This is a genomic window from Paenibacillus sp. B01 (assembly GCF_009649995.1).
Taxonomy (GTDB): Bacteria; Bacillota; Bacilli; order Paenibacillales; family Paenibacillaceae; genus Paenibacillus_O; species Paenibacillus_O pasadenensis.
Map to the genome: position 1 here is coordinate 1449111 of NZ_CP045802.1, position 21854 is coordinate 1470964.

Sequence of the window (21854 nt, forward strand, 5' to 3'; positions counted from 1 at the left end):
ATTGTGCCTTGGATCCGGCCCGCCGGCCGGGAGCCGGGCGAACCAAGGCAGAAATGTGCCTTGGATCCGGCGGGCCGGCCGGGAGCCGGGCCAACCAAGGCAGAAATATGCCTTGGATCCGGCCCGCCGGCCGGGAGCCGGGCCAACCAAGGCAGAAATGTGCCTTGGATCCGGCTTGCCGGCCGGGCCAACCAAGGCAGAAATATGCCTTGGATCCGGCCCGCAGGCCGGGAGCCGGGCCAACCAAGGCAGAAATATGCCTTGGATCCGGCCCGCCGGCCGGGAACCGGGCGAACCAAGGCAGAAATATGCCTTGGATCCGGCTTGCCGGCCGGGAACCGGGCCAACCAAGGCAGAAATATGCCTTGGATCCGGCCCGCCGGCCGGGAGCCGGGCGAACCAAGGCAGAAATATGCCTTGGATCCGGCGGGCCGGCCGGGAACCGGGCCAACCAAGGCAGAAATGTGCCTTGGATCCGGCCCGCAGGCCGGGAACCGGGCGAACCAAGGCAGAAATATGCCTTGGATCCGGCCCGTCGGCCGGGAGCCGGGCGAACCAAGGCAGAAATGTGCCTTGGATCCGGCTTGCCGGCCGGGAACCGGGCGAACCAAGGCAGAAATATGCCTTGGATCCGGCCCGTCGGCCGGGAGCCGGGCGAACCAAGGCAGAAATGTGCCTTGGATCCGGCATGCCGGCCGGGAACCGGGCCAACCAAGGCAGAATTGTGCCTTGGATCCGGCCCGCCGGCCGGGAGCCGGGCGAACCAAGGCAGAAATGTGCCTTGGATCCGGCGGGCCGGCCGGGAGCCGGGCCAACCAAGGCAGAAATATGCCTTGGATCCGGCCCGCCGGCCCGTCTGCGGTGCAGCCCGGCCGGCCAGCCTCCTCGCGTCAGCTTTCTTTTTCTGCGGAATCGCCTGCGGCTGCCCCGGCTGGCCGCAGCGCCATCGGGCGCTGCACGATCCACAGCCGGATCGCGAAGCCGATCGTCGCGAACGTCAGGCCGGCGGTGATGCCGACCCAGAAGCCGTAGGGACCGAGGCCGGTCCAGGCGGCAAGCGCATAGCCGAGCGGGATGCCGATCAGCCAGTAGGAGACGAAGGCGACGATGAACGGCACCTTGACGTCCTTGTAGCCGCGCAGCGCTCCTTGCAGCGCCGCCTGCGAGGAGTCGGACAGCTGGAAGACGAGCGCGAACAGCAGGAACGTCACCATCAGCGAGGCGACCTCGGGGTCGTTCGTATAGAACGAGGCGATGGCCGGGCGGATGAAGTAGAGGGCTGCGGCCGCCGTCACCATCAGTCCGACCGCCGTCGTCACGCCGAGCAGGGCGTACTGCCGCGCATGGCGAGCGCGTCCCGCGCCGGCCTCGTAGGCGACGAGGATCGTCAGCGCCATGCTGATGCTCAGCGGCACCATGAACAGCAGCGACGAGAAGTTGAGCGTCGCCTGGTGGGCGGCGATATACGTCGTGCTGAACATTCCGCCCATGAGCAGCGTCACGACGGCGAAGATGCTCGCCTCGAAAAACGTCGACAGCCCCATCGGCACGCCGATGCCGAGCAGCTCCTTCCAGCTGCGCCAGGACGGCGCGTACCAGCGCCGGAACAGCCGGTGGGGGCGCAGCGCCTCCGTGCGGAACGTCAGCCAGACCGAGACGCCGAAGATGAACCAGTACGTAATGCCGGTCGCGTATCCGGAGCCGACGCCGCCGAGGCGCGGCATGCCGAGCTCGCCGAAGATGAGGCCGTAGTTGAGCAGGGCGTTCAGCGGCAGCGACGCGAGCAGCAGCGCCATCGTCATGCGGGTATAGCCCTGGGCTTCCCAGAAATACCGCAGCACATAGCTGCCGAAGAGAGGAATGAAGCCGATGGCGAGGCCGCCTAAATACTGCTTGGCGATGCGGTGCACCTCGTCGTCGAGCCCCATCAGCGACAGCGCGGGCTCGACGGCCAGCGAGCCGCCGATCAGGATGATCAGCGACATGAGCAGCGACAAGTAAAGCGCCTGGACGACCGGACGGGAGATCCCGTCCTTCTCGCCGCGGCCGATCATCTGGCCGATGATCGGCGTCACCGCCAGCAGGATGGCGTTCATCCCCGTCATGATCGGCATGAACAGGCTAGAGCCGACGGCGACTCCGGCGAGGTCGTTCGTGCCGGCGCGTCCGGACATCATCGTGTCGAGCACGCTCATCGCGGTGTAGCTCACCTGGGTGATGACGATCGGACCGAGAATCGTAAGGAACAGCAGCAGCTTCCCGCGCAGCGCGGGTTCGTGGCGAAGCATGATGAATACCCTCCAGCCGAGCATCGTTTTTCCAGCGGGCTTTCGGATCGTGGGAAGCCGGGGAAGTGTCTCGCTCCAAGAAATAAAAGAAGACCTGCCCCGCCAGGGGACAGATCAGTCTAGTGTATCATATTCCGTCAAGCAGGAGCAGGGGACAAAAGCCTCCAGGCCTAGTGCCGCGCTTCCAAAAAGGAACGCGGCGCTCGAACGCGATCCGCTCGCCCGCTGGCGCTGCCGTTGGTGCTCCGCTCCGCCCGCTGGCGCCGCCGAACCGCTTTGCTTCGCCTCGCTGGCGCTGGCGATCCGCTCATCTTTGCTCCGCCACTAGCGATTCGCTCAACTCCGCCCGCCGCCGCTGGCGCTGCCGTTGGTGCTCCGCTCCGCCCGCTGGCGCCGCCGAACCGCTTTGCTTCGCCTCGCTGGCGCTGGCGATTCGCTCATCCTTGCTCCGCCACTAGCGATTCGCTCAACTCCGCCCGCAGCCGCTGTCGACGGCTCCGCTCGGCCCGCTGGCGCCGCCGAACCGCTTTGCTTCGCCCGCTGGCGCTGGCGATCCGCTGCCGCTCCGCCCGCAGCCGATGCGCTCCGCTCAGCTCCGCGAAGGCTGCGAGGACTCGCGCGGGATGAGCCGATGCGGCACGATGACCCGCCGCTGCTCGATCGCCTCGCCTTTGATCGACTTCAGCAGCAGTCCGGCCGCCTGCAGGCCGAGCTGGTAGATGCCGATGTCGACGGAGCTGATCGGCGGCGTGCTGACCGGAGACATCGGATTGTCGTTGAAGCCGAAGACGGCCATGTCGCCCGGCACGCTGTAGCCGAGCTCGGAGAGCGTGCCGAGCAAGGTGAACGCGAGCAGGTCGTCCATGACGACGAGCGCGGTCGGCCGCTCCGACCGCTCCATCAGCGCCCGCACGGCGGCCGTGCTGTCGGCGCGGATCCGATCGGCGCTGACGAGCCAGCTCGGATCGGGCTGGATACCCGACTCGTCCAGCGCCTTGCGGTAGCCCTCGTAGCGGTCGGCCGAGACGACGAGGTCGAGCGGGCCGCTGGCGTAGCCGATGCGGCGATGCCCCAGCTCCAGCAGATGGCGCGTCACGTCGTAGGCGCCCTGCACGTTGTCGTTGTCGACGGTCAGGATGTCCGGCCGCTCCGGGTCGCGCCCGATGAGCACGAACGGAAACTTCTCCTGCTGCAAATAGCGGATGACCGTATCGTCGCGCCGAGACTGAAGCAGGATGATGCCGTCTACCCGCCGGCCCTTAGCCAGACGTGTTACCGCTTCCAGCTCTTCCTGCTCGGAACGGCCCGTCTTCAGCAGAAGGTCGTAGCCGGCCCGTGTCGCCTGGCTCAGGATGCCGCGGGTGACGTCGGAGAAGAAAATATCGAGAAAGGCCTCGTCGGCGTTGCGCGGCAGCAGCAGGCCGATCGTCATCGTCGTGCGTGAAACGAGGTTTTTGGCCATCAAGTTCGGATGATAGCCGAGCTCTTCCATGACGGCCTTCACCTTCTCCGTCGTAGCGGCGCTGATACGCGTGCTGCCGGAGATGACGCGCGAGACGGTCGAGGGAGAGACGCCGGCTTTTTTGGCGACATCGATTATCGTTACGTTCATCGGTTACAGTCCTCTGCTTATGCGGATGGCAGGCTGGGGGCGCCTGATGGAAACTATGAAAATTGTAAGCTTCGCTGCAAACAAAAGCAAGACGGCGGCGCGGCTCCCGGGCGGTCTGCGAAGGACTGCTGTCGGGGCCGGGGACCAGGTGTGGAAACCGCTTCCACAGGATAGCTCTGCTCAAACGGACCAGTGAAGCGGGTCCTGCGGACGCAATTCTTGCAGGAGGCCTTGCAGGAGGCCTTGCAGGAGGCCTTGCAGTCGGCCTTGCAGTCGGCCTTGCAGGAGGCCTTGCAGTCGGCCTTGCAGGCGGTCCTTGCAGGCGGCCCTAACAGACGGAACCAGGCACGCCTGCACCCGCGATTTCGTCACGCCGATTCGGAGCAAGCCGAATCTCTTTTTTGGCCGGGTGTCGATTTCTTCCTCGCTCCTTCGTCGTCCAGACAGGAAGCCAAAACAGACCGAGAGAGGATGAAGGAGCATGCAACGAATCGATAGACGGAAAGCAAGCGTGGAAGCCGGATCGACGAATACCTTTGGAGGAAGCCGGGAAAACCGCCTGGAGCCCGGCCTCAGCCGAAGCTTGGAAGCCGCCCCGAAAGGAGGGGGGCTGCTGCTCGCCGGCGCGATGTCCGCGCCGCTGTTTTTCGCCGTGGCGATCGTCCTGATGCTCGTCCGGGAAGGATTCGACATCCGCAAGCACGCCATCAGCACGCTGACGCTGGGGGAGCTCGGATGGATCCAGAGCGCCGTCTTCGTCGCGGCCGGATGCTTGGCGCTGCTCGGCTCCATCGGCATGCGCCAGGCGCTGCGCGGCGGCGAGGGAAGCGTGGCAGGCCCGCTGCTCATCGCCGTCTACGGCATCGGCATGGCCTGCGCGGGGCTGTTCCGGCCCGACCCGGGCATGAGCTTCCCTCCCGGCGCTCCGGCAGGCATGCCGGCGACGATGAGCGTTTCCGCCGCCGTCCATTCCGGCGCCTTCTTCGCGGCCTTCCTGGCGCTCGTCGCGGCGTGCTTCTTGCTGGCCCGCCGCTTCGGGCGGACTGGAGAGCGCGGCTGGAAAGCGTACAGCATCGCGACAGGACTCCTCGCTCCGATCCTGATCGCCGCCGGCTCCAGCCCGGGCAGCTGGATCGGCGTCGCCATGGGGGCGGCCGGCCTGCTCGCATTCGGCTGGCTGTCGCTGCTGTCGCTGCGCTTGCGCGCAGACCGCCATTCGGCTTGATCGGCCGCCGGCCGTTCGAGACGAAAAGAAGGCCGCTGCGCCGATGCTTCAAGCATCGGGCAGCGGCCTTTCGCCCGCGGGCTCCGGGCCGACCCGAACCTGCGCGCGCGGGCTCCGGGCCGACCCGAACCTGCGCGCGCGGGCTCCGGGCCGACCCGAACCTGCGCGCGCGGGCTCCGGGCCGACCCGAACCTGCGGTCCGCGAGCCCGTGTCCGACCCGCACCTGCGCCCGCGAGCCCGAGGCCGACCCGCACCTGCGCCCGCGAGCCCGAGGCCGACCCGAACCTGCGCCCGCGAGCCCGAGGCCGACCCGAACCTGCGCCCGCGAGCCCGAGGCCGACCCGAACCCGGCGCCCTCAAGCCCGCGCTTCGCGGACCCGGGGCCCGCGAGCCGGCCGCCGGCACAGCCGTCCCGGCTGTCCCCGCTCTAGCGGCCGGAAGGGAAGCCGCCGGCGCTGATCGCGGAAGCCGCGCGCAGCAGCAGGAAGCCGCCTGGCGCCAGCTCGACGCTCAGCTTGCCGCCTTTCGCCCGCAGCTCGCCGCCGCCGAGCAGATCGCTCCACGCCGCCTGATGGACGTCGAGCTGCACGGAAGCCGCTTTCGCGCCCGGATTGACCGCGATCAGGAAATGCTCCTGCTCGTCCTTGCGCTCGAGTACGAGCAGGCTCCCGCCCTCGGCCGCGTGCAGGAAGCCGAGCTTGCCGGTGCGCAGCGCCCGATGCTCCTTGCGGAGGGAGATGACCCGCTGGAAGAAGCCCAGCAGCTCCCGGTCCTGCTTGCTCTCGTCCCACTCCATGCACTTGCGGCAGTCCGGGTCGCCCGCGCCGTCAAGGCCGATCTCGTCTCCATAATAGACGCATGGCGCGCCGGGGAAGACGAACTGCAGCAGCGTCGCCAGCTTCATGCGCTCCTTGTCGCCGCCGCACAGCGTCAGCAGGCGCTCGGTGTCGTGGCTGCCGAGCAGGTTGAAGGCGACCTCGTTGGCCGAGTCGGGATAGCTCGCCATCAGCTCGCCGATCTTGTCCGCGAAGCGGTCGGCGCCGATGATGCCTTTGCCCGCGTAGTCGATGACCAGATGGGTGAACGGATAGTTCATGACCGCGTCGAACTGGTCGCCGCCGAGCCACGGCAGCGCGTCATGGAACATCTCGCCGAGGATGTAGGCGTCAGGGTTGACGTCCTTGACCGTCTGGCGGAACTCCCGCCAGAACGCCATGTCGACCTCGTTGGCGACGTCCAGGCGCCAGCCGTCGATGCCCATTTCCTCGATCCAGTAGCGGGCGACGCCGAGCAGGTAGTCCTTGACCTCCGGATGCTCCGTATTGAGCTTCGGCATGAGCGGCTCGAAGGCGAACGTCTCGTACGTCGGCCGCCCGTCCTTCACCTGGATCGGCCATTCCATCACATGGAACCAGTCGGCGTACTTGGAGTCCTGCCCTTTTTCGCGCACGTCGCGGAACGGCTCGAACTCCTTGCCGCTATGGTTGAACACGGCGTCGAGCATGACCCGGATGCCGCGCTCGTGGCAGGCGTCGACGAGACGCTTCAGCAGCGCGTTGTCGCCGAAGTGGGCGTCGACCTTCATGTAGTCGGACGTGTCGTACTTGTGGTTGGTCGTCGCCTGGAACAGCGGGTTGAAATAGATCGCGTTCACGCCGAGCTCCTGCAGATGGTCGAGATGGTCGATGACGCCCTGCAGGTCGCCGCCGAAGAAGTTTTTCGGAGTCGGCTTGCCGCCCCAAGGCTCCACGCCCTCGGGATCGTTGGACGGATCGCCGTTCGCGAAGCGCTCCGGGAAGATCTGGTAGAACACCGCTTCCTTGACCCAGTCCGGCGGGGAGAAGACGTCAGCGCCGTTCAAGTACGGGAAGTCGAACATCTTGTCCGGATCGGCCGGCTCGTCCTCGCGGAAGCCCTTCTCCTCGAAATAAAGCGTCTCTCCCGCGGAGCGCAGCTCGAACCCGTACTTCATGCGGCGCAGCGAAGGCTGCACGGCCGCCTGCCAGTAGTCGAACCGCTCGTCGGAGGGCAGCTTGGCCATGAACGTCTTTTCGAGCGTGCGCTCCCAGGCGTACTTGTCGCCGTGGATGAGGACGACCTCGTCCAGGTCGTCCTTCTTGGTGCGCAGCCGGATGTGCAGCGTCGCCTTGTCGTAGGCGTAGGCCCAGTTGCCGCGCGGGCGGTGGTAGATCGCTTCGAGATTCATGGTAGTTCCTCCTCATCGGATATGGAGTCGGCGCGGCAGCCGCGCGGAGAGCGCGTCGGAAATAGAAAAGGCACAACCAGGCGGCGGCCGCGCGAGGTTGTACCCGGATGGCTGGGGTAGCATTGCCTTTGACTTCTGGGATCATTATAAAGGCAAGTCCCGCACTTTGGCAAGCGTTTGCACAACTTGCCTTTCCGCTCTTTCCGATCCTGGGTCCAAGCAGGGCGTTTCGATTTGGACCGCCGCCGCCGGCGAGCAAAAAAGGACGCATCGGAATGCGTCCTTTAATGAAAGCTTGAAGCGGATGGCGAAGGGCTGGCGCCCGATCCGCAGGGAGGCGGAAGAGACGGCAATTCTCGCTGGAGCACGGCAAGTCCGGCATCCTCCGGGGCCGCTGCGGGCTCGCCGGCGCTGGCGCTCGGCTGGAAGGAGATCGATTTTACGGCATCCGGTCCACGCCCGGAGCACAGCGGCGAGGAATGAAGCGCCGCAAGCCCGTCAGGCGCTCGCGCGGCGCTCCGGCTTCGGCTCCGCTGCAGCCTGCTCCTTCGCTGCGGCCGGCTCCGCCCCGGCCGGCTCCTCCGCCGCTTGCCGGCTGAGCGCCTCGGCGCGCTGCTGTTCGGCCGCGAGGCCGGCCTGGTTGAGCAGGTTCCACGGGTGGTTGTAGTGCGGCTGGAAGAAGAAGTCCACATAGGCCAGATCCTCGGTCGTCATGCGGTTGTGGATGCATACCGACAGCGTGTTGGCGGCCTGGGTCAGATCGGCCTTCGACAGGATCTGGGCGCCGAGCAGGCGTCCCGTCCCCCGCTCGTACACGAGCTTGAGCAGCGCCTCCTCGGCATCCGGCATGAAGTCCGGGCGATGCGACTCGCGCAGCGTCACGGCTGCGGCGTCGAGGCCGGCCGCCTCGGCCGCGGCCTCGGTCATGCCGGTCGAGGCGATGTTCAGGTCGAACAGCTTGATCGCCGACGTGCCCTGCGTGCCGCGGTACTTGACCTTCGGCTCGACGAGGTTCCGTCCGGCGAGCGTGCCCATGCGCACGGCATTCGTCGCGAGCGGGATGTACGCCTGCTGGCCGGTCGGGTTGTAGCGCACCGCGCAGCTGTCGCCGGCGGCGAGCACGTCGGGATCGCTCGTGCGCATGTACTCGTCGACGAGCAGCGCTCCGTTGTCCAGCATGTCGAGCTGGCCCTTCACCAGCTCGGTGCCGGGGCGGAAGCCGATGCACAGCACGACGAGATCGGCTTCGTGCTCGCCCTTGTCGGTGACGACCTTGGCGACGCGGCCGTCCCGGCCCTCGAAGCGGCTCACCCTCTCGCCGAGCGCCGTGCGGATGCCGCGGCCGGCGAGCGCTTCCTCGGCGGCGTCGGTGAACTCGGCGTCCAGGTACTTGGCCATGACGCGGTCCATGTTGTCGAGCAGCGTCACCTCCTTGCCGAGATCGCTGAACGCCTCCGCCAGCTCGATGCCGATGTAGCCGGCGCCGATGACGGCGACCTTGCGGGCCGCTCCGGCGCGGGCGATGATCTCTTTGGCGTGGAAAAAGTTTTTGCACAGCTGCACGTTGTCCAGCCGGATGCCTTCCATGTCCGGAACGACGGGCCACGAGCCGGTCGTCACGACGAGCTTGTCGTAGCTGTCCTCGAACTCCTCGTCCGACTCCAGGCTGCGGACGCGAAGCGTCTTGGCGGCCGTATCGATCCGCAGCACCTCATGGCGCATCCGCGTGTCGACGCCGAGGCGGGCGAGCTGCTCGGGGCTGCTGTAGAACAGTCCCTCGGGGTCCTTGACGACGCCGCCGACATGCAGGGCGATGCCGCACGACAGGAACGAGATGTTGTCGTTGCGCTCATAGACGGTGATGCGGGCTTCGGGATGCTCGGCCGCGATGGCTTTGACGGCGGCGGTTCCGGCGTGCGTGCATCCGATGACGGCGATTTTCATAAAGGTATTCCTCCTTGAGGGATGTAGGTCGATCGCGTGGCTTGCTTTTTGCGGCTTGCTGCCGCCGCTGCTTGCAGGAGCTGCGCTTCGCTCATCATGTGAAATTAATCACAATGTTGGGCGAAAGGGAGACGATCCTGCTTCCCTGGGACTCTTGAGAGAGGGAGAGCCTTCGCGTCGGGACGGACCGAAGAGCGGAAGAAGCAGAATCGTCGGTGTCAGAGATGTTGTGAAATTAATCACAATGTCTTGATGGCTTTATCTTACCATCCGGCATCAGGGGACGCAAGGGGCATTCTCGCCGGATTATGGCGAGGCTGTGACAGTCGCCGCCAAGTCGTTTTCGGGCGCTCGGCTCCCGTATTCAAGCGGCGGCCGGCGGACCGCCTCCAGAGCGCTCCGCCGCCTGGCCCCTCCGCTAGCGCGAGGCGCGCAGCTCCTGCACGGCAGCGGCGATGCGGCGCGCCGCCTCCTCGGCCGTCGCCCGGCTGCAGGCGGCGTTGAGCCGCATGAAGCCGGAGCCGCCCTCGCCGAACGAGGAGCCGGGGCTGAGCTGGATCCGGGCCTTTTCGAGGAAGAAGCGGTGCAGCTCCGGCTCCGCGAGGCCGAGGCCGCGGCAGTCGAGCCAGAGCAGGTACGTCCCCTCCGGCACGGAGGCGGAAATCTCGGGCGCGGAGCGGCGAAGCTCCTGGGCGAGGTACTGCTGGTTGCCGCGGATGTACGCGAGCGCCTCCTCGAGCCACTCCTCGCCGCCGTTGTAGGCTCCGAGGACCGCCGCGTGTCCGAGCGCGGACAGCGAGGCGAGCGCGCCGCGCTTCAGCTCGGCGGTGACGGCCGCGCGCAGCTGCGGATTCGGAATGATCATGTTGGACGTATTCATGCCCGCGATGTTGAACGTCTTGCTCGGCGACGTGCAGATGAGCGCCAGCGCGGCCGCCTCCTCCGAGATCGAGGCGAACGGCACGAACCGCTCGTACGCGAGGTCCGCATGGATCTCGTCGGATGCGACGAGCACGCCGTGGCGCGCGCACAGCTCGGCGAGCCGCAGCAGCTCCTCGCGCGACCAGACGCGCCCTACGGGATTATGCGGGGAGCACAGGATCAGCAGCTTGACGCGCTCCTCGGCGAGCCGCTTCTCCAGCTCGGCGAAGTTCACCTCGTAGCGCCCGTCTTCCCCGCGCAGCAGCGGATTGAGCACGAGCTCGCGCCCGTTGTCCTCGACGACGGAGCGGAACGGCGGGTAGACGGGAGGCTGGATGACGACGGCATCCCCGGGCTGCGTGCAGGCGCGGACGATGACGGACAGCGAGACGACGACGCCGGGGCAGAAGCGCACCCACTCCGGCTGCGCCTGCCAGCCGTGGCGGCGGGACATCCAGCCGGCGACAGCCTGCTTGTACTCGGGCGAGAGGTTCGTATAGCCGAGCACGCCTCGGCCGATCCTTTGCGCGAGCGCGTCCAGCACGCTCGGCGGCGCGGCGTAGTCCATGTCGGCGACCCACATCGGCAGGATGTCCTTGCCTTTGTGGAGATCCCATTTTTCGGAAGCGATGCCCTCGAAAGAAGGCGGGTTGTCGAACGTAGTCATCGAAAGGCTCCTCTCTGGCTTCGACCTGCGCAGGCTTCGCTGCAAGGCCATCTCGATCAGTCTATCGGAATGTCCGGCGAAAAAAAAGCCCGCGCCATCCCTCCCGATTATGCTGCCGCAAAGGCTCCGACGGCTGCCGAGGGATGGCGCGGCCGCGTTTGGGGAACCTTTGGATCCGGGTACGAAGAGGAAAAGAGGAGCAGAGGAGCGAGGCGCATGAAGCGAACAGGAAACGGCGGAGCCGGACGCGCGCTGGCGATCATGCTGGCCGGGCTGCTGGCGGGCGGAGGGACGGCGCAAGCGGCGGCGTCCGCAGGGTGGAAGGCGCAGGCCGAGAAGCAGGGCTCCAGCCAGGTCGTCGTCATCGACGCGGCGGGGCCGGACTCGTTCCGGGCCTCCTTCTCCTTTTATGAAAGGCAGGACGGCAAGTGGCTCCGCACGCTCGGCAAGGCGCCGGCGGTCGTCGGGAGAAGCGGCATCGGCAAGATGAAGGAAGGAGACGACCGCACGCCGTCCGGCCTCTATCCGCTCGGAAAAGCGTTCGGCTCCGCCGGCAAGCCGCCCGGGCTGCGCCTCCCCTACACAAAGACGGACGGCTCGGACTTCTGGGTCGACGACCCGGCCTCGCCCGACTACAACCGCTGGATCCGCTCGGAAACGGGGCCGAAGGCGGAATGGGCCTCGTTCGAGCGGCTGCGTCAGCCGCTGTACCGCTACGCGGTCGTCATCGGCTACAACGAGCAGCCGGTCGTGCCCGGCAAGGGCAGCGCGATTTTTCTCCATCTGTGGCGTGGAGCGGACCAGCCGACCGCAGGCTGCGTCGCGCTGTCGGAAAGCGCCCTGCTCAAGCTGCTGGCCCGCCTGGACGCTGCGCGCAAGCCCGTGATCTTTATCGAATGAGCCCCAGCCCGGGGCGAAGCGTCAGGCCCGCAGAAACTCCAGTCCCGTATTGCGCATCTCGATCTTGAACGTGCAGCGGATGTCGCCCTGCCGGTACAGATCCGGCCACTGATCCGGCTTGATGCGGTCGCGGAACCGGTTGCCGAAGCCGAAGATGTCGGACCCCGCCTTCTGGGTTTTGGCGATCAAGCCTTTGCTCAGCTGATCGAGCTGCTCGGCGAGCTCCTCCTTGATCTCGTCCTCGCTGCGCCGCTTGGAATGCGATTTGTCGAGCAGGGAGACCGACAGCGAGATCTCCGCTTCGACGCGGGGCTTGCCGCCTACGAGCCGGCTCCGGACACGGGTCTTGTTATGGACGATGTTGAGGTCGGAGCGGCTCATGAGCACGATCTCGGAGTCGGTCAGACGCTTGGTCATCATCTCGTACAGCAGCGACTCGTCCATCGTCAGCCTGCCTGCCATATGGTCGCTCCGGAAAAAGGCGTTGCCGGTCTGGATGAAATCCTTCTTCTCCTGGCGGAGCACCGGGATGAGATTGGCGTGCATCGGGTTGTGCAGCTTCGCGTACACCTCCCACAGCATCGTCTTGTTCTTGCGCGGGATGCCTCCGGCATACGGCTCGAAATAAAGCTTCGTGTAGATGCCGGCCAGCTCGCCTGCCGGATTCGGACTTTCGAAGATGCGCTTCATGCCGCCCTCGACGACGGCCACGACGGCATCGAGCGGCACCGTGCGCTCCCTCACCGCGAACTCGAGGTAAGGGAGCAGGCCGTACTGGGCGCTTTGCTCGTCCAGAAACAGGGCGCGCGTCGAGGAGACGTCGATCGCCTTGGGCAGCTTATACTGCACCCTGTTGACCGCGTCCATGACGGTGCTCCCTTCCTGGCTGACGGCAAAGAAGGAGCTCTTGTGGCCGCCGCCCATAGGGCTCGTCACCGGGACTCGGAACCACACCTCCAGCCGCTCGGGCGACTTCGCGTCCAGCCCCATCGCCCCGACGAGGAAGCGGTTGTCGACATCCTTGGAGTCCCAGCAGCCGCCGGCCGCCAGCAGGAGCAGCAGCGCCGCTGTCCCGCTCCATGCCGTCCGCAGCCGCGCCAGCGCCTTCGCCCTTCCCTGCTCCTTCCGTCCTTGCGCCTGCTCCCGGCGCCGTTCCGACGCCGGCGAGGCGGTCGGGTTTATCGGCTTCATTTGGACTCCTCCTTCGCAGTCTTCCTTTTGCCTGCGGCAAGCAGCAGCAGCGGAAAGGCGAACATCACATACATCCGGATGACCAGGCTGTTGAACAACCAGCTCTCGATGATGCGCCATTCCGGAATCCACGTCGCCACGGCGAAGACGACCGCGCTTGCCGTCAGGACGAGCTTGCTCACGGGGAGCTTCGGCCACAGCCCGTGAGCGACGCTGCCGATCGTCCGCAGCTTGAGCGCCATGACGACCAGGAGGCAGAACATCGTCGCCGACAGGAAGATCGACGTCAGATTTTCGAAAACGATCCAATACTGATAGACGGAGTCCATCTTGGTCACGAACGGAAACGTCAGGTTCGAGCTCAGCTCCCGCCCGAAGGTCAGGACGGGCAAGTAGACGAACGAGAGTACGAGCGCCGTGCCTACGCCGAGCGCCAGCAGATAGCCCTTTCGGTACGCCCGGCTTTCTTCGGCGTCGTAGCTGCCGCAAAGCGCGACGAACGCGAAGCCCATCCACAGAAAGGAGCCGCCGTAGAAGTCCCCGCTCAGCAGAAAGGCCGGTTCCGGCCTCAGCCAAGGCCCGCCGTAGTACAGATGCGTGTTGATGAAGCCGACGAGCAGCAGGAACAGCAGGATGGTGAAGGCGAGCAGGAACAGCAGCCTCGCCGCGCGGAAGATCGGCGGCAGGCCGGCTGCGGCCAGCAGCGCCGCCGGCACGATCATGCCGTCGAGAAAGGAGATCGGCGTCGTCGGCAGCAGCGTCATCGTGACCAGCTCGGAAAACGAGCGGAGCATGACGATGACGGCTCCGAAAGCGAACAGAAGCAAGGGAAACGTGAGCAGCCACGCGGCTGCGGGTCCGAGCAGGCCGCGCGCGTACGGCAAGAGCGGCTGGCCCTTCAGCCCGCGGAGCAGACGGACGTAGAGCAGGCAGCTGGCGGCGGATGCGCCAGCCCACAGCAGAATCGGGAGCCACAGCGCTCCATCGGTGCTGTTGATGACCAGGCTCGGATACAGGAAGCCGCCCGCCGCTCCGAAATAGAGGCTGAACAGGCAGAAGTAGGCGTAAGCGGACCGTTTAGGCTGCTTCGTCATGCTCCCCCGCCTTTCTTCTTCAGCATCGTCGTCAAATAAGGCGTGCCGAACGATTCCAGGCAGCTGAGGTAGAAGACGAGGCAGATGAGGCAGAAGACGATGCCGAGCAGGCCGGCGACAGCGGCGCCGATGCAGACGAAGTACTTCAGGATGCGCTGCACGAGCCCCATCTGATAGTCGATGACGATGAAGTTCGTGATTGCGGTCGCCGCCACGATGATGACGAGCAGGTTGCTCACGATATTGGCCTGGATGATCGCCTGGCCGAGCACGACGCCGCCGACCATCGTGACGGTGGCGCTGATCGCCTGAGGCAGCCGGGTGCCCGCCTCCGTGATGAAGTCGATGATGATGAGCATGAGCATCGTCTCGATGAACACCGGATACGGGACGCCCTCCCGGCTGGCGGCCGCGGCGAGGCTGATCTCCAGCCGGTTCACGTCGACGTTGATCGAGGTGAGGGCGATGTAGAGCGCGGGCAGCGTCAGGTTGCAGAACATCGCCAGGAAGCGCAGCGCGTTGAGGAACACCGAGACGAACGGATTGACATAGCTGTCCTCGGGCGAATGCCAGAAATCGGTGTAGACCGCAGGCAGCAGCAGCGCGAAAGGCGTGCCGTCAAGCAGGATCGCGATCTTGCCGCGGAGCAGGTCGCTGCTGACGCGGTCGGGCCGCTCGGTCAAGACCGCCTTCGGAAACAGCCTTGCCCAGCGCTTCGTGTCGATCAGCCGGAGCAGCTCTCCGGTGTCCTGCACGCTCTGCACGTCCAGTCCGTCCAGCGCGTCCTGGACGCGCTGCAGGCAGTCCGGATCGACCTTGTCCTCGGCATACATGACGGCCGCCTTGGTGCGGGTGGCCGTGCCGATATCCGAGACCAGGCACTTGAGCTTCGAGCTGCGGAATCGCTGGCGCACGAGCGCCGTATTGACCTCCAGGTTCTCGTTGAACGCATACAGCGGGCCTTGCAGCACGTTCTCGGTGAACGGCGAGCTGAGGCTGCGCTGCTGCACCTTATGCAGGTTGAGCACGAGGCCGTGCGAGGAGCCCTCCATGCAGAGCACCGCCATGCCGAGGCAGATGGCGTGCTCGGCGCTGTCCGCCTGGGCTTCCTGGAGCGCGGTGCCTTCGTATTGGCTGAGCCGCGATTCCAGCGTGCCCGCCTCCTCGGAGACGACGAAGCGGAGCTTGGCGGGCGAGGCGAGCGTGGACAGGTAGCACAGGCATACTTCCCGGCCGCCGTCCTCGCCGATCTTGACGCATATATAGTCGTGGGCATCGGCGAACAGGAGCGCCAGCTCCTTGTTCAAGGAGCGAGCCGGCTCGTCGACGGTCCACTTATGAAGGCTGGCGAGCAATGCCGGCATGGCAGAACCTCCCTTGGCAGAAAGTGCTATTCGGGAGTTAGTCTGTGCCGCCGCTGTCGGAACTATGCAGATGAAGCCGGCGATAGGCGGACGGGGAGAGGCCGGTCCAGCGCTTGAACTGGCGGCTGAAATGGGCGATGTCGCGATAGCCCAGCACCGAGGAGATCATCTGGATCGAATGCCGGGAATCCGCGAGCAGCTGCTTGGATTCATGCAGCACGAGCGAGGACCAGTACGCCCGCGGCGATTGGCCGTACACCTCGCGGAACACGCGTCCGCAATGCGAGGCGCTGATGCCGAGCTCGGCGGCGATCCGCCGCAGGCCGCCCGGTCCGTCGCCCTCGGCCTCATCCTCCTCGCCCTCGCCGCCCTTGGCCGCGCTCGCGCCGCCCGCCCCCGGTCCGCGGGCATGCCGGAAGTTCAGGCTCGCCGCGCCCTGCAGCCGGGAGGCGATCTCCTGCGCCAGCTCCTCCTTGGCGTACGAGGCGCGGGGGAGCAGCAGCGATTCGGCCGTGATCGCGTCCCACAGCATCGCGAACAGCTCGAACGCGGCCGCCTGCAGCCGCATCCGCGCGGCGACCGAGCTGGGGCCGCCGCCCTGGCCGGGCTCGAGCATCTTGCGCAGCACCGGGCTCGCCTTGCGGGCCAGCTCGCTCTCCGCGCGGAACAGCGTCTGGTCGAGCCGTCCGAGCAGCGGCAGGAACAGCCGGTCGTCGAGGTCGAAGTGCAGGCAGAAGTAGTCGAACGGCAGGCCGTCGCCGCTGCGGCTGCTGTGCAGCTCGCCCGGACGGATGAGCAGCAGGTCGCCGGGCGATTGGACGAGCTCGCGCCCGCCGACCGTCATGATCTGGCTGCCCGCGAGCAGGAAGTTGATCTCGTACTGGGGATGCTGATGCGGCGGATAGGACCAGTCCCCGCGCACTTCGCGCCGGTGGATGCCGAACAGGTTCAGCGTCGTCTTCACATCCGCGAACATCGTCTCGGACAGGACGGCTCCTCCGCCAGGAGCCGCAGCGGCGTCAGCCATTGGCGATTCTTCCTTCCTTGGGCCGCGGCCCTTTTTTTCAGTATACGGCTTGGCTTGATTTGGGTAAATAGTCGCCGGATTTGACCATTTCCGCCCTATCCATGCCGTGTTAGGATAAACGTAATCGCTTTCAAGGAAGGGGCTGTCCCGCTTGTCCGACAACCGGTTCTACAATGCTCATCACGCTCCGATCGGAGCTTTCGCCAGCTTCACGCTCGGCTATCCCGGCGCCAAAGGAGGACTCGGCCTCGAGCTCGGCCGGCCGGCCGACCAGAACGTCTACATCGGCCTCCAGTCGCGCGACGGCTCGCGTTATGAGGCGCTGCCGTTCTACGGCGCGCTCGGCGACGAGGCCGCGCGCTACGACGTCGAGAAGAAAGGCGCAGGCGGCCCGTCCCTGCTGCAGCCGTTCGCCTTCGCCGAGATCGGCCGCAGCCTGTCCGCCGGGGAAGACGTCTGGGAGGCGGGCGATCTGACGTTCCGCATCCTGTCGCCGGTCCGTCCGGTGCCGGACCCGGCGGCGGCCTCGGAGGAGGAGCTGAAGGCGGCGCTCGTGCCGGCCGTGTTCGCGGAGCTGACGGTCGACAATACGGCGGGCCGCATCCCGCGCCGGGCGTTTTTCGGCTACGAGGGCAACGATCCGTACAGCGCGATGCGCCCTGTCGAGGGAGACGGCTTCTCCGGCGTCGGCCAAGGACGCATCACGGCCATCGCGGCGCCGCATGCTCCGGGCGTGCGCACCGGCTTCGGCTTCTCGATGGAGAGCATCCTGACCGCGCGCCACGAGCAGCATCTGACGTTCGGGCTCGGCGGCACGGGCGCGCTGCTGCTCGACACGCCGGCGGGCGAGCGGCGCACGTTCCGCTTCGCGGTCTGCTTCTACCGCGGCGGCATCGCGACGTCGGGACTGGACGCTTCCTATTTGTATACGCGCTGGTTCGGCCGCATCGAGGACGTCGCGGCTTATGCGCTGGAGCATTACGAGGAGCTCGCCGCCTCCTGCCGCGCCGCCGAGGCGCGCTGGAGCGGGGACGGCTTGTCGGCCGACCAGCGGTTCATGCTGGACCACGCGATCCACAGCTACTACGGCAGCACGCAGCTGCTGGACGTGGACGGCGAGCCGATGTGGATCGTCAACGAGGGCGAGTACCGGATGATGAACACGCTCGACCTGACGGCGGACCAGCTGTTCTTCGAGCTGGAGCTGAACCCGTGGACGGTGCGCAACGAGCTCGACTGGTTCGTCAAGCGCTACAGCTACCGGGATACGGTGCGCTTCCCCGGCGACGCCGAGGAGCATCCGGGCGGCATCGCCTTCACCCATGACATGGGCGTCGCCAACGTCTTCTCGCCGCCGGGCCGCTCGGCCTACGAGCTGGCGGGCATCGACGGCTGCTTCTCCTACATGAGCCACGAGGAGCTCGTCAACTGGCTCTGCTGCGCCCTCGTCTACCTGGAGCAGACAGGCGACCGCGAGTTCCTGGAGCGCGCGCTGCCGGTGCTGCAGGACGGGCTCGAAAGCATGCTGCGCCGCGACCATCCGGACCCGTCGCTGCGGAACGGGCTGATGGGCCTCGACAGCTCGCGCACCGACGGCGGAGCGGAGATTACGACCTACGACAGCCTCGACGTGTCGCTCGGCCAGTCGCGCAACAACATCTATATGGCGGGCAAATGCTGGGCGGTGTACGTCGCGCTCGAGAAGCGCCTCGCCGCCGAAGGGCTCGCCGGCCTCGCGGCCGAGGCGGGCGCCCAGGCGGATCGCGCGGCGGCGACGATCGCGGCGCAGCTGAACGATCGCGGCTACATCCCCGCCGTCATCGGCGAGAACAACGATTCGCGCATCATCCCGGCGATCGAGGGATTGGTGTTCCCGTACTTCACGGGAGCGCGGGACGCGCTCGATCCGAACGGACGCTTCTCCGTCTACCTGGCGGCGCTTCGGACGCATCTGGCGACGGTGCTGCAGGAAGGGACCTGCCTGTTCCCGGACGGCGGCTGGAAGCTGTCATCGACGAGCGACAACTCCTGGCTGAGCAAGATCTACCTCTGCCAGTTCATCGCCCGCGAGATTCTCGGCCTCCCGTGGGAGGAGCAGGGGGCGGCGGCCGACGCGGCCCACGCCGCCTGGCTCAAGCATCCGGAGCTGTCGTACTGGGCGTGGAGCGACCAGATTCTCGCCGGCGAGATCATCGGCAGCAAATATTATCCGCGCGGCGTGACCGCGATCCTGTGGCTGCGCGAGAGCGGCAGCCGCGCGCTCGCGGCGGAAGGAGGCGAGCGCGATGCGGCAAGCCGCGCAGGCTGAGCCGGGCAGCGGCTACGACGCCTGGCTTGGAGCGCCGCCGGCGAGCGGCGACGCCCGGCGGCAGGCTCGGGCGTGGATGGAATTCCTCCACGCCCCGAGCCGGCGGCGCCGATCGCCGCCGCGCTGGCGGAGCTGCGCGCCGCGGCGATCGGCCTGACCGGCCGGGAGCCGCAGCCGGGCCTGCCGCCCGAGGACGGACGCGGCATCGTGCTCGGCACGCCGGCGGGCTGCGCCGAGGCGGCCGATGCCGCGGACGGCCTGCCGGATGATCCGGCAGGCGAGAGCTACCGGCTCGTCGAGCGCGGCGGCCTGCTCGTCGTCGCCGGCTCCGGCCCGGCCGGCGTGCTGTACGGCGCGTTCCACCTGCGCCGCCTGCTGCGCTCCGGCGCGCCGCTCGCCGGGCTCGACGTCGCCGAGCGGCCGGCCAACGCGCTGCGCATGGTCAACCAGTGGGACAACGCCGACGGCAGCGTCGAGCGCGGCTATGCAGGCCGCTCGATCTTTTACCTGGACGGGGAGTTCGTGCCGGACCGCACGCGCATCCGCGACTACGCCCGCCTGCTCGCCTCGGCCGGAATCAACGGGCTCTCGATCAACAACGTCAACGTGCATGCCCGCGAGACGCGCTTCATCGGCGAGGAGGATCTGCCGAGCGTCGCGGCCGTGGCCGGCATCCTGCGCGGCTGGGGCATCTCCCTGTACTTGAGCGTCAACTATGCCGCGCCGGTCGAGGGCGGCGGCCTGGACACGGCCGATCCGCTCGACGAGGGCGTGCGGAGCTGGTGGCGCGAGGCGGCGGACCGCATCTACCGGCACATCCCGGACTTCGGCGGCTTTCTCGTCAAGGCCGACTCCGAGTTCCGGCCGGGTCCGTTCACCTACGGCCGCGACCATGCGGACGGCGCCAACATGCTGGCGGACGCGCTCGCGCCGCATGGCGGCCGTATCATCTGGCGCTGCTTCGTCTACGACTGCCGCCAGGACTGGCGCGATCGCGGCACCGATCGGGCGCGCGCGGCGTACGACCATTTCAAGCCGCTGGACGGCCGTTTCAAGGACAACGTGTTCCTGCAGGTGAAGAACGGCCCGATGGACTTCCAGGTCCGCGAGCCGGTGTCGCCGCTCATCGGGGCGGTGCCGCGCACGAACCTGCTGGTGGAATTCCAGATCGCGCAGGAGTACACGGGCCAGCAGCGCCATCTGTGCTACCTCGTGCCGCAGTGGAAGGAAGCGCTCGACTTCGACACCCGGCTGAAGGGCGAGGGCTCGACCGTGAAGCGGATCGCGAGCGGCGAGCTGCACGGCCGTCCGGCGGGAGGCCTCGCCGCCGTCTCCAACATCGGGGACGACGCCAACTGGACCGGGCATCTGCTCGCGCAGGCGAACCTGTACGGCTTCGGGCGCCTCGCCTGGCAGCCGGAGCTGTCCGCGGAGCAGATCGCGCGCGAGTGGGCGGAGCTGACGCTCGGCGACCGCCCGCAGGCGGCCGACGTCGTCTGCGGCATGCTGGCGCGGTCCTGGAGCATTTACGAGTCGTACACGGCTCCGCTCGGCGTCGGCTGGATGGTCAAGCCGAACCATCATTACGGCCCGGACGTCGACGGCTACGAGTATTCGATGTGGGGCACGTACCACTTCGCCGACCGCGACGGCATCGGCGTCGACCGCAGCTCCGCGAGCGGCACCGGCTACGCGGCGCAGTATGCCGAGCCGGTCGCCCGCCTGTACGAGTCGCCGGAGACGACGCCCGACGAGCTGCTGCTGTTTTTCCACCATGTGCCGTACACGCATCGGCTGCGCTCGGGCAAGACGGTCATCCAGCATATCTACGACTCCCGCTTCGAGGGAGCGGAGCGCGCGCAGGGGCTGCTCGCGGACTGGGAGTCGCTGCGCGGCCATGTGCCGGAGCCGGCGTACAGCGAGACGCTGGAGCGGTTCCGCCACCAGGCGGAGCATGCGCGCGAGTGGCGCGACGTACTCAACACCTACTTCTGGCGCAAGAGCGGCATTCCGGACGAACGGGGCCGCAGGATCTACTGACTGGATTTACGGACTGAATTTACGGACTGAATTTACGGACTGGACCTTCGCAGCGAGCGCGCTCCTCGGTGGTAAAAACGGCACTGAGCAGCGCCGCGACGGCGAAAGTCGAGCGGTGAAGATGAGCACAAGGAGGGACCGCCCATGACATGGACGATCGGCGAGGCCGTGCGCCGGCTGCTGCAACTAGAGCTGGACGAAGCCCGGCTCGGCGAGCCGGCAGCAGGCGGCTCGGCCGCCGGGTCCGACAGCCTGGGCAATCTCGGTCATCCGGCAGCAGGCGGCTCGGCCGCCGGAGCCGGCAGCGCGCCTCTGTCCGCCGGCGCGGACGGCCTGCTGGCCGGCGATCCGCAGCGGACGCTGACTGGCGTCGCCGTCTCGTTCGCCGCATCGCTGGACGCGCTGGAGCGGGCCGGGGACGTCGGCGCGAACCTGCTCGTCGCCCATGAAGGGCTCTACTTCAGCCACCAAGCGGATGCCGCATGGACGGCGGCCAGCGAGGCCGCGCAGGCGAAGCGCCGCCGGATCGAGGCGAGCGGCATCGCCGTCTGCCGCTGGCATGACGGCCCGCACCGGCTGCGGCCGGACGTCATCACGGCAGGGCTCGTGCGCCGGCTCGGCTGGGAGGACGCCGTCATCCGGACGCTGCCGGAGGCGACGATCATCCGGCTGCCGGAGCCGCTGAGCGCGGCCGCGGCGGCGGAGCTTGCCAAGCGCCGGCTCGGCGCAAGCGGCGTGCGCGCGGCGGGCGACCTGGCGCATCCGTGCCGGACGGTTGCGGTCACGGTCGGCTATCGCGGCGGCGGCGAGCTGGCCGCACGGCTGTACGAGGAGCATGGAGCGGAGCTGCTGCTCGCGGGCGAAGGCCCGGAGTGGGAGGCGCCGGAGTACGTGCGGGACGCGGTCCGGCTCGGGCGCCGGATCGCGCTGCTGTACGTCGGGCACGCCGCGAGCGAGCAGCCGGGCATGGAGCTGGCGGCGGAGCGGATCGGCAGGCTGCTGCCGGGCGTGCCGGTCCATTTTTTAAGCGAGCGGGACGGAATCCAGATCATCTGAGGGGGAATCG

General features: G+C 67.3%; 14 protein-coding genes. 5 read left to right on the forward strand and 9 right to left on the reverse strand.

Features of this window, described 5'->3' with window-relative positions; genetic code table 11:
• Positions 1–890: 890 nt before the first annotated feature.
• On the reverse strand, positions 891–2288 hold the full coding sequence (locus GE073_RS06270; RefSeq protein ID WP_052333596.1) for an MATE family efflux transporter: 1398 nt from the start codon (positions 2286–2288) through the stop codon (positions 891–893).
• A gap of 589 nt (positions 2289–2877) precedes the next feature.
• The gene (locus GE073_RS06275) at positions 2878–3900 is read right to left on the reverse strand and encodes a LacI family DNA-binding transcriptional regulator (RefSeq protein WP_153783065.1); all 1023 of its coding nucleotides are present in this window, start codon (positions 3898–3900) and stop codon (positions 2878–2880) included.
• A gap of 481 nt (positions 3901–4381) precedes the next feature.
• Here GE073_RS06275 and GE073_RS06280 point away from each other — a divergent pair, with 481 nt between their 5' ends.
• On the forward strand, positions 4382–5125 hold the full coding sequence (locus GE073_RS06280) for a DUF998 domain-containing protein (RefSeq protein WP_153783066.1): 744 nt from the start codon (positions 4382–4384) through the stop codon (positions 5123–5125).
• A 428-nt stretch (positions 5126–5553) separates the two neighbouring features.
• On the opposite strand, the gene GE073_RS06285 is transcribed toward GE073_RS06280, so the two are convergent.
• The 3 genes from GE073_RS06285 to GE073_RS06295 form a co-directional block, all read right to left on the reverse strand.
• Positions 5554–7332, reverse strand: a complete 1779-nt coding sequence (locus GE073_RS06285; protein ID WP_153783067.1) for an alpha-glycosidase — start codon at positions 7330–7332, stop codon at positions 5554–5556.
• Positions 7333–7830: 498 nt separating this feature from the next.
• Positions 7831–9276 carry an FAD-dependent oxidoreductase gene (locus GE073_RS06290; protein ID WP_153783068.1) on the reverse strand — a complete coding sequence of 482 codons (1446 nt, stop codon included), beginning with the start codon at positions 9274–9276 and terminating at the stop codon, positions 7831–7833.
• A 418-nt stretch (positions 9277–9694) separates the two neighbouring features.
• Positions 9695–10864: a MalY/PatB family protein gene (locus GE073_RS06295; protein WP_153783069.1), complete on the reverse strand. Its 1170-nt coding sequence runs from the start codon at positions 10862–10864 to the stop codon at positions 9695–9697.
• Between the two features lie 216 nt (positions 10865–11080).
• On the opposite strand from GE073_RS06295, the gene GE073_RS06300 reads away from it, so the two are divergent.
• Complete coding sequence (locus tag GE073_RS06300; RefSeq protein WP_228551323.1) at positions 11081–11764, forward strand: L,D-transpeptidase family protein; 684 nt, start codon at positions 11081–11083, stop codon at positions 11762–11764.
• A gap of 21 nt (positions 11765–11785) precedes the next feature.
• Here GE073_RS06300 and GE073_RS06305 read toward each other — a convergent pair whose 3' ends face one another.
• The 4 genes from GE073_RS06305 to GE073_RS06320 are packed head-to-tail and all read right to left on the reverse strand — an operon-like array spanning position 11786 to position 16440.
• Entirely contained in the window at positions 11786–12955 is a 1170-nt protein-coding gene (locus GE073_RS06305) for a Ger(x)C family spore germination protein (protein WP_101808698.1), read from the reverse strand.
• Positions 12952–14049 (reverse strand): GerAB/ArcD/ProY family transporter, encoded by a 1098-nt coding sequence (locus tag GE073_RS06310; RefSeq protein ID WP_028600416.1) that lies wholly within the window; start codon positions 14047–14049, stop codon positions 12952–12954. Before GE073_RS06310 ends, GE073_RS06305 begins: the two co-directional genes overlap by 4 nt.
• Positions 14046–15413 (reverse strand): spore germination protein, encoded by a 1368-nt coding sequence (locus tag GE073_RS06315; RefSeq protein ID WP_052333579.1) that lies wholly within the window; start codon positions 15411–15413, stop codon positions 14046–14048. The genes GE073_RS06310 and GE073_RS06315 overlap by 4 nt, the downstream gene beginning before the upstream one ends.
• 37 nt (positions 15414–15450) lie before the next feature.
• Positions 15451–16440 carry a helix-turn-helix domain-containing protein gene (locus tag GE073_RS06320; protein ID WP_028600417.1) on the reverse strand — a complete coding sequence of 330 codons (990 nt, stop codon included), beginning with the start codon at positions 16438–16440 and terminating at the stop codon, positions 15451–15453.
• 151 nt (positions 16441–16591) lie between these two features.
• On the opposite strand from GE073_RS06320, the gene GE073_RS06325 reads away from it, so the two are divergent.
• The 3 genes from GE073_RS06325 to GE073_RS06335 all read left to right on the forward strand — a co-directional run bounded on the left by GE073_RS06325 (position 16592) and on the right by GE073_RS06335 (position 21844).
• The gene (locus tag GE073_RS06325; protein WP_028600418.1) at positions 16592–18748 is read left to right on the forward strand and encodes a glycoside hydrolase family 52 protein; all 2157 of its coding nucleotides are present in this window, start codon (positions 16592–16594) and stop codon (positions 18746–18748) included.
• Between the two features lie 72 nt (positions 18749–18820).
• Complete coding sequence (locus GE073_RS06330; RefSeq protein ID WP_228551325.1) at positions 18821–20788, forward strand: alpha-glucuronidase; 1968 nt, start codon at positions 18821–18823, stop codon at positions 20786–20788.
• A gap of 144 nt (positions 20789–20932) precedes the next feature.
• On the forward strand, positions 20933–21844 hold the full coding sequence (locus GE073_RS06335; RefSeq protein ID WP_153783071.1) for a Nif3-like dinuclear metal center hexameric protein: 912 nt from the start codon (positions 20933–20935) through the stop codon (positions 21842–21844).
• The last annotated feature ends 10 nt before the right edge of the window (positions 21845–21854 follow it).

What these genes read in the sequence shown, in the direction of transcription:
- GE073_RS06270 (WP_052333596.1), bottom strand. Translation starts at nt 2,288, where the DNA reads ATGCTTCGCCACGAACCCGCGCTGCGCGGGAAGCTGCTGCTGTTCCTT.
- GE073_RS06275 (WP_153783065.1), bottom strand. Translation starts at nt 3,900, where the DNA reads ATGAACGTAACGATAATCGATGTCGCCAAAAAAGCCGGCGTCTCTCCC.
- GE073_RS06280 (WP_153783066.1), top strand. Translation starts at nt 4,382, where the DNA reads ATGCAACGAATCGATAGACGGAAAGCAAGCGTGGAAGCCGGATCGACG.
- GE073_RS06285 (WP_153783067.1), bottom strand. Translation starts at nt 7,332, where the DNA reads ATGAATCTCGAAGCGATCTACCACCGCCCGCGCGGCAACTGGGCCTAC.
- GE073_RS06290 (WP_153783068.1), bottom strand. Translation starts at nt 9,276, where the DNA reads ATGAAAATCGCCGTCATCGGATGCACGCACGCCGGAACCGCCGCCGTC.
- GE073_RS06295 (WP_153783069.1), bottom strand. Translation starts at nt 10,864, where the DNA reads ATGACTACGTTCGACAACCCGCCTTCTTTCGAGGGCATCGCTTCCGAA.
- GE073_RS06300 (WP_228551323.1), top strand. Translation starts at nt 11,081, where the DNA reads ATGAAGCGAACAGGAAACGGCGGAGCCGGACGCGCGCTGGCGATCATG.
- GE073_RS06305 (WP_101808698.1), bottom strand. Translation starts at nt 12,955, where the DNA reads ATGAAGCCGATAAACCCGACCGCCTCGCCGGCGTCGGAACGGCGCCGG.
- GE073_RS06310 (WP_028600416.1), bottom strand. Translation starts at nt 14,049, where the DNA reads ATGACGAAGCAGCCTAAACGGTCCGCTTACGCCTACTTCTGCCTGTTC.
- GE073_RS06315 (WP_052333579.1), bottom strand. Translation starts at nt 15,413, where the DNA reads ATGCCGGCATTGCTCGCCAGCCTTCATAAGTGGACCGTCGACGAGCCG.
- GE073_RS06320 (WP_028600417.1), bottom strand. Translation starts at nt 16,440, where the DNA reads ATGGCTGACGCCGCTGCGGCTCCTGGCGGAGGAGCCGTCCTGTCCGAG.
- GE073_RS06335 (WP_153783071.1), top strand. Translation starts at nt 20,933, where the DNA reads ATGACATGGACGATCGGCGAGGCCGTGCGCCGGCTGCTGCAACTAGAG.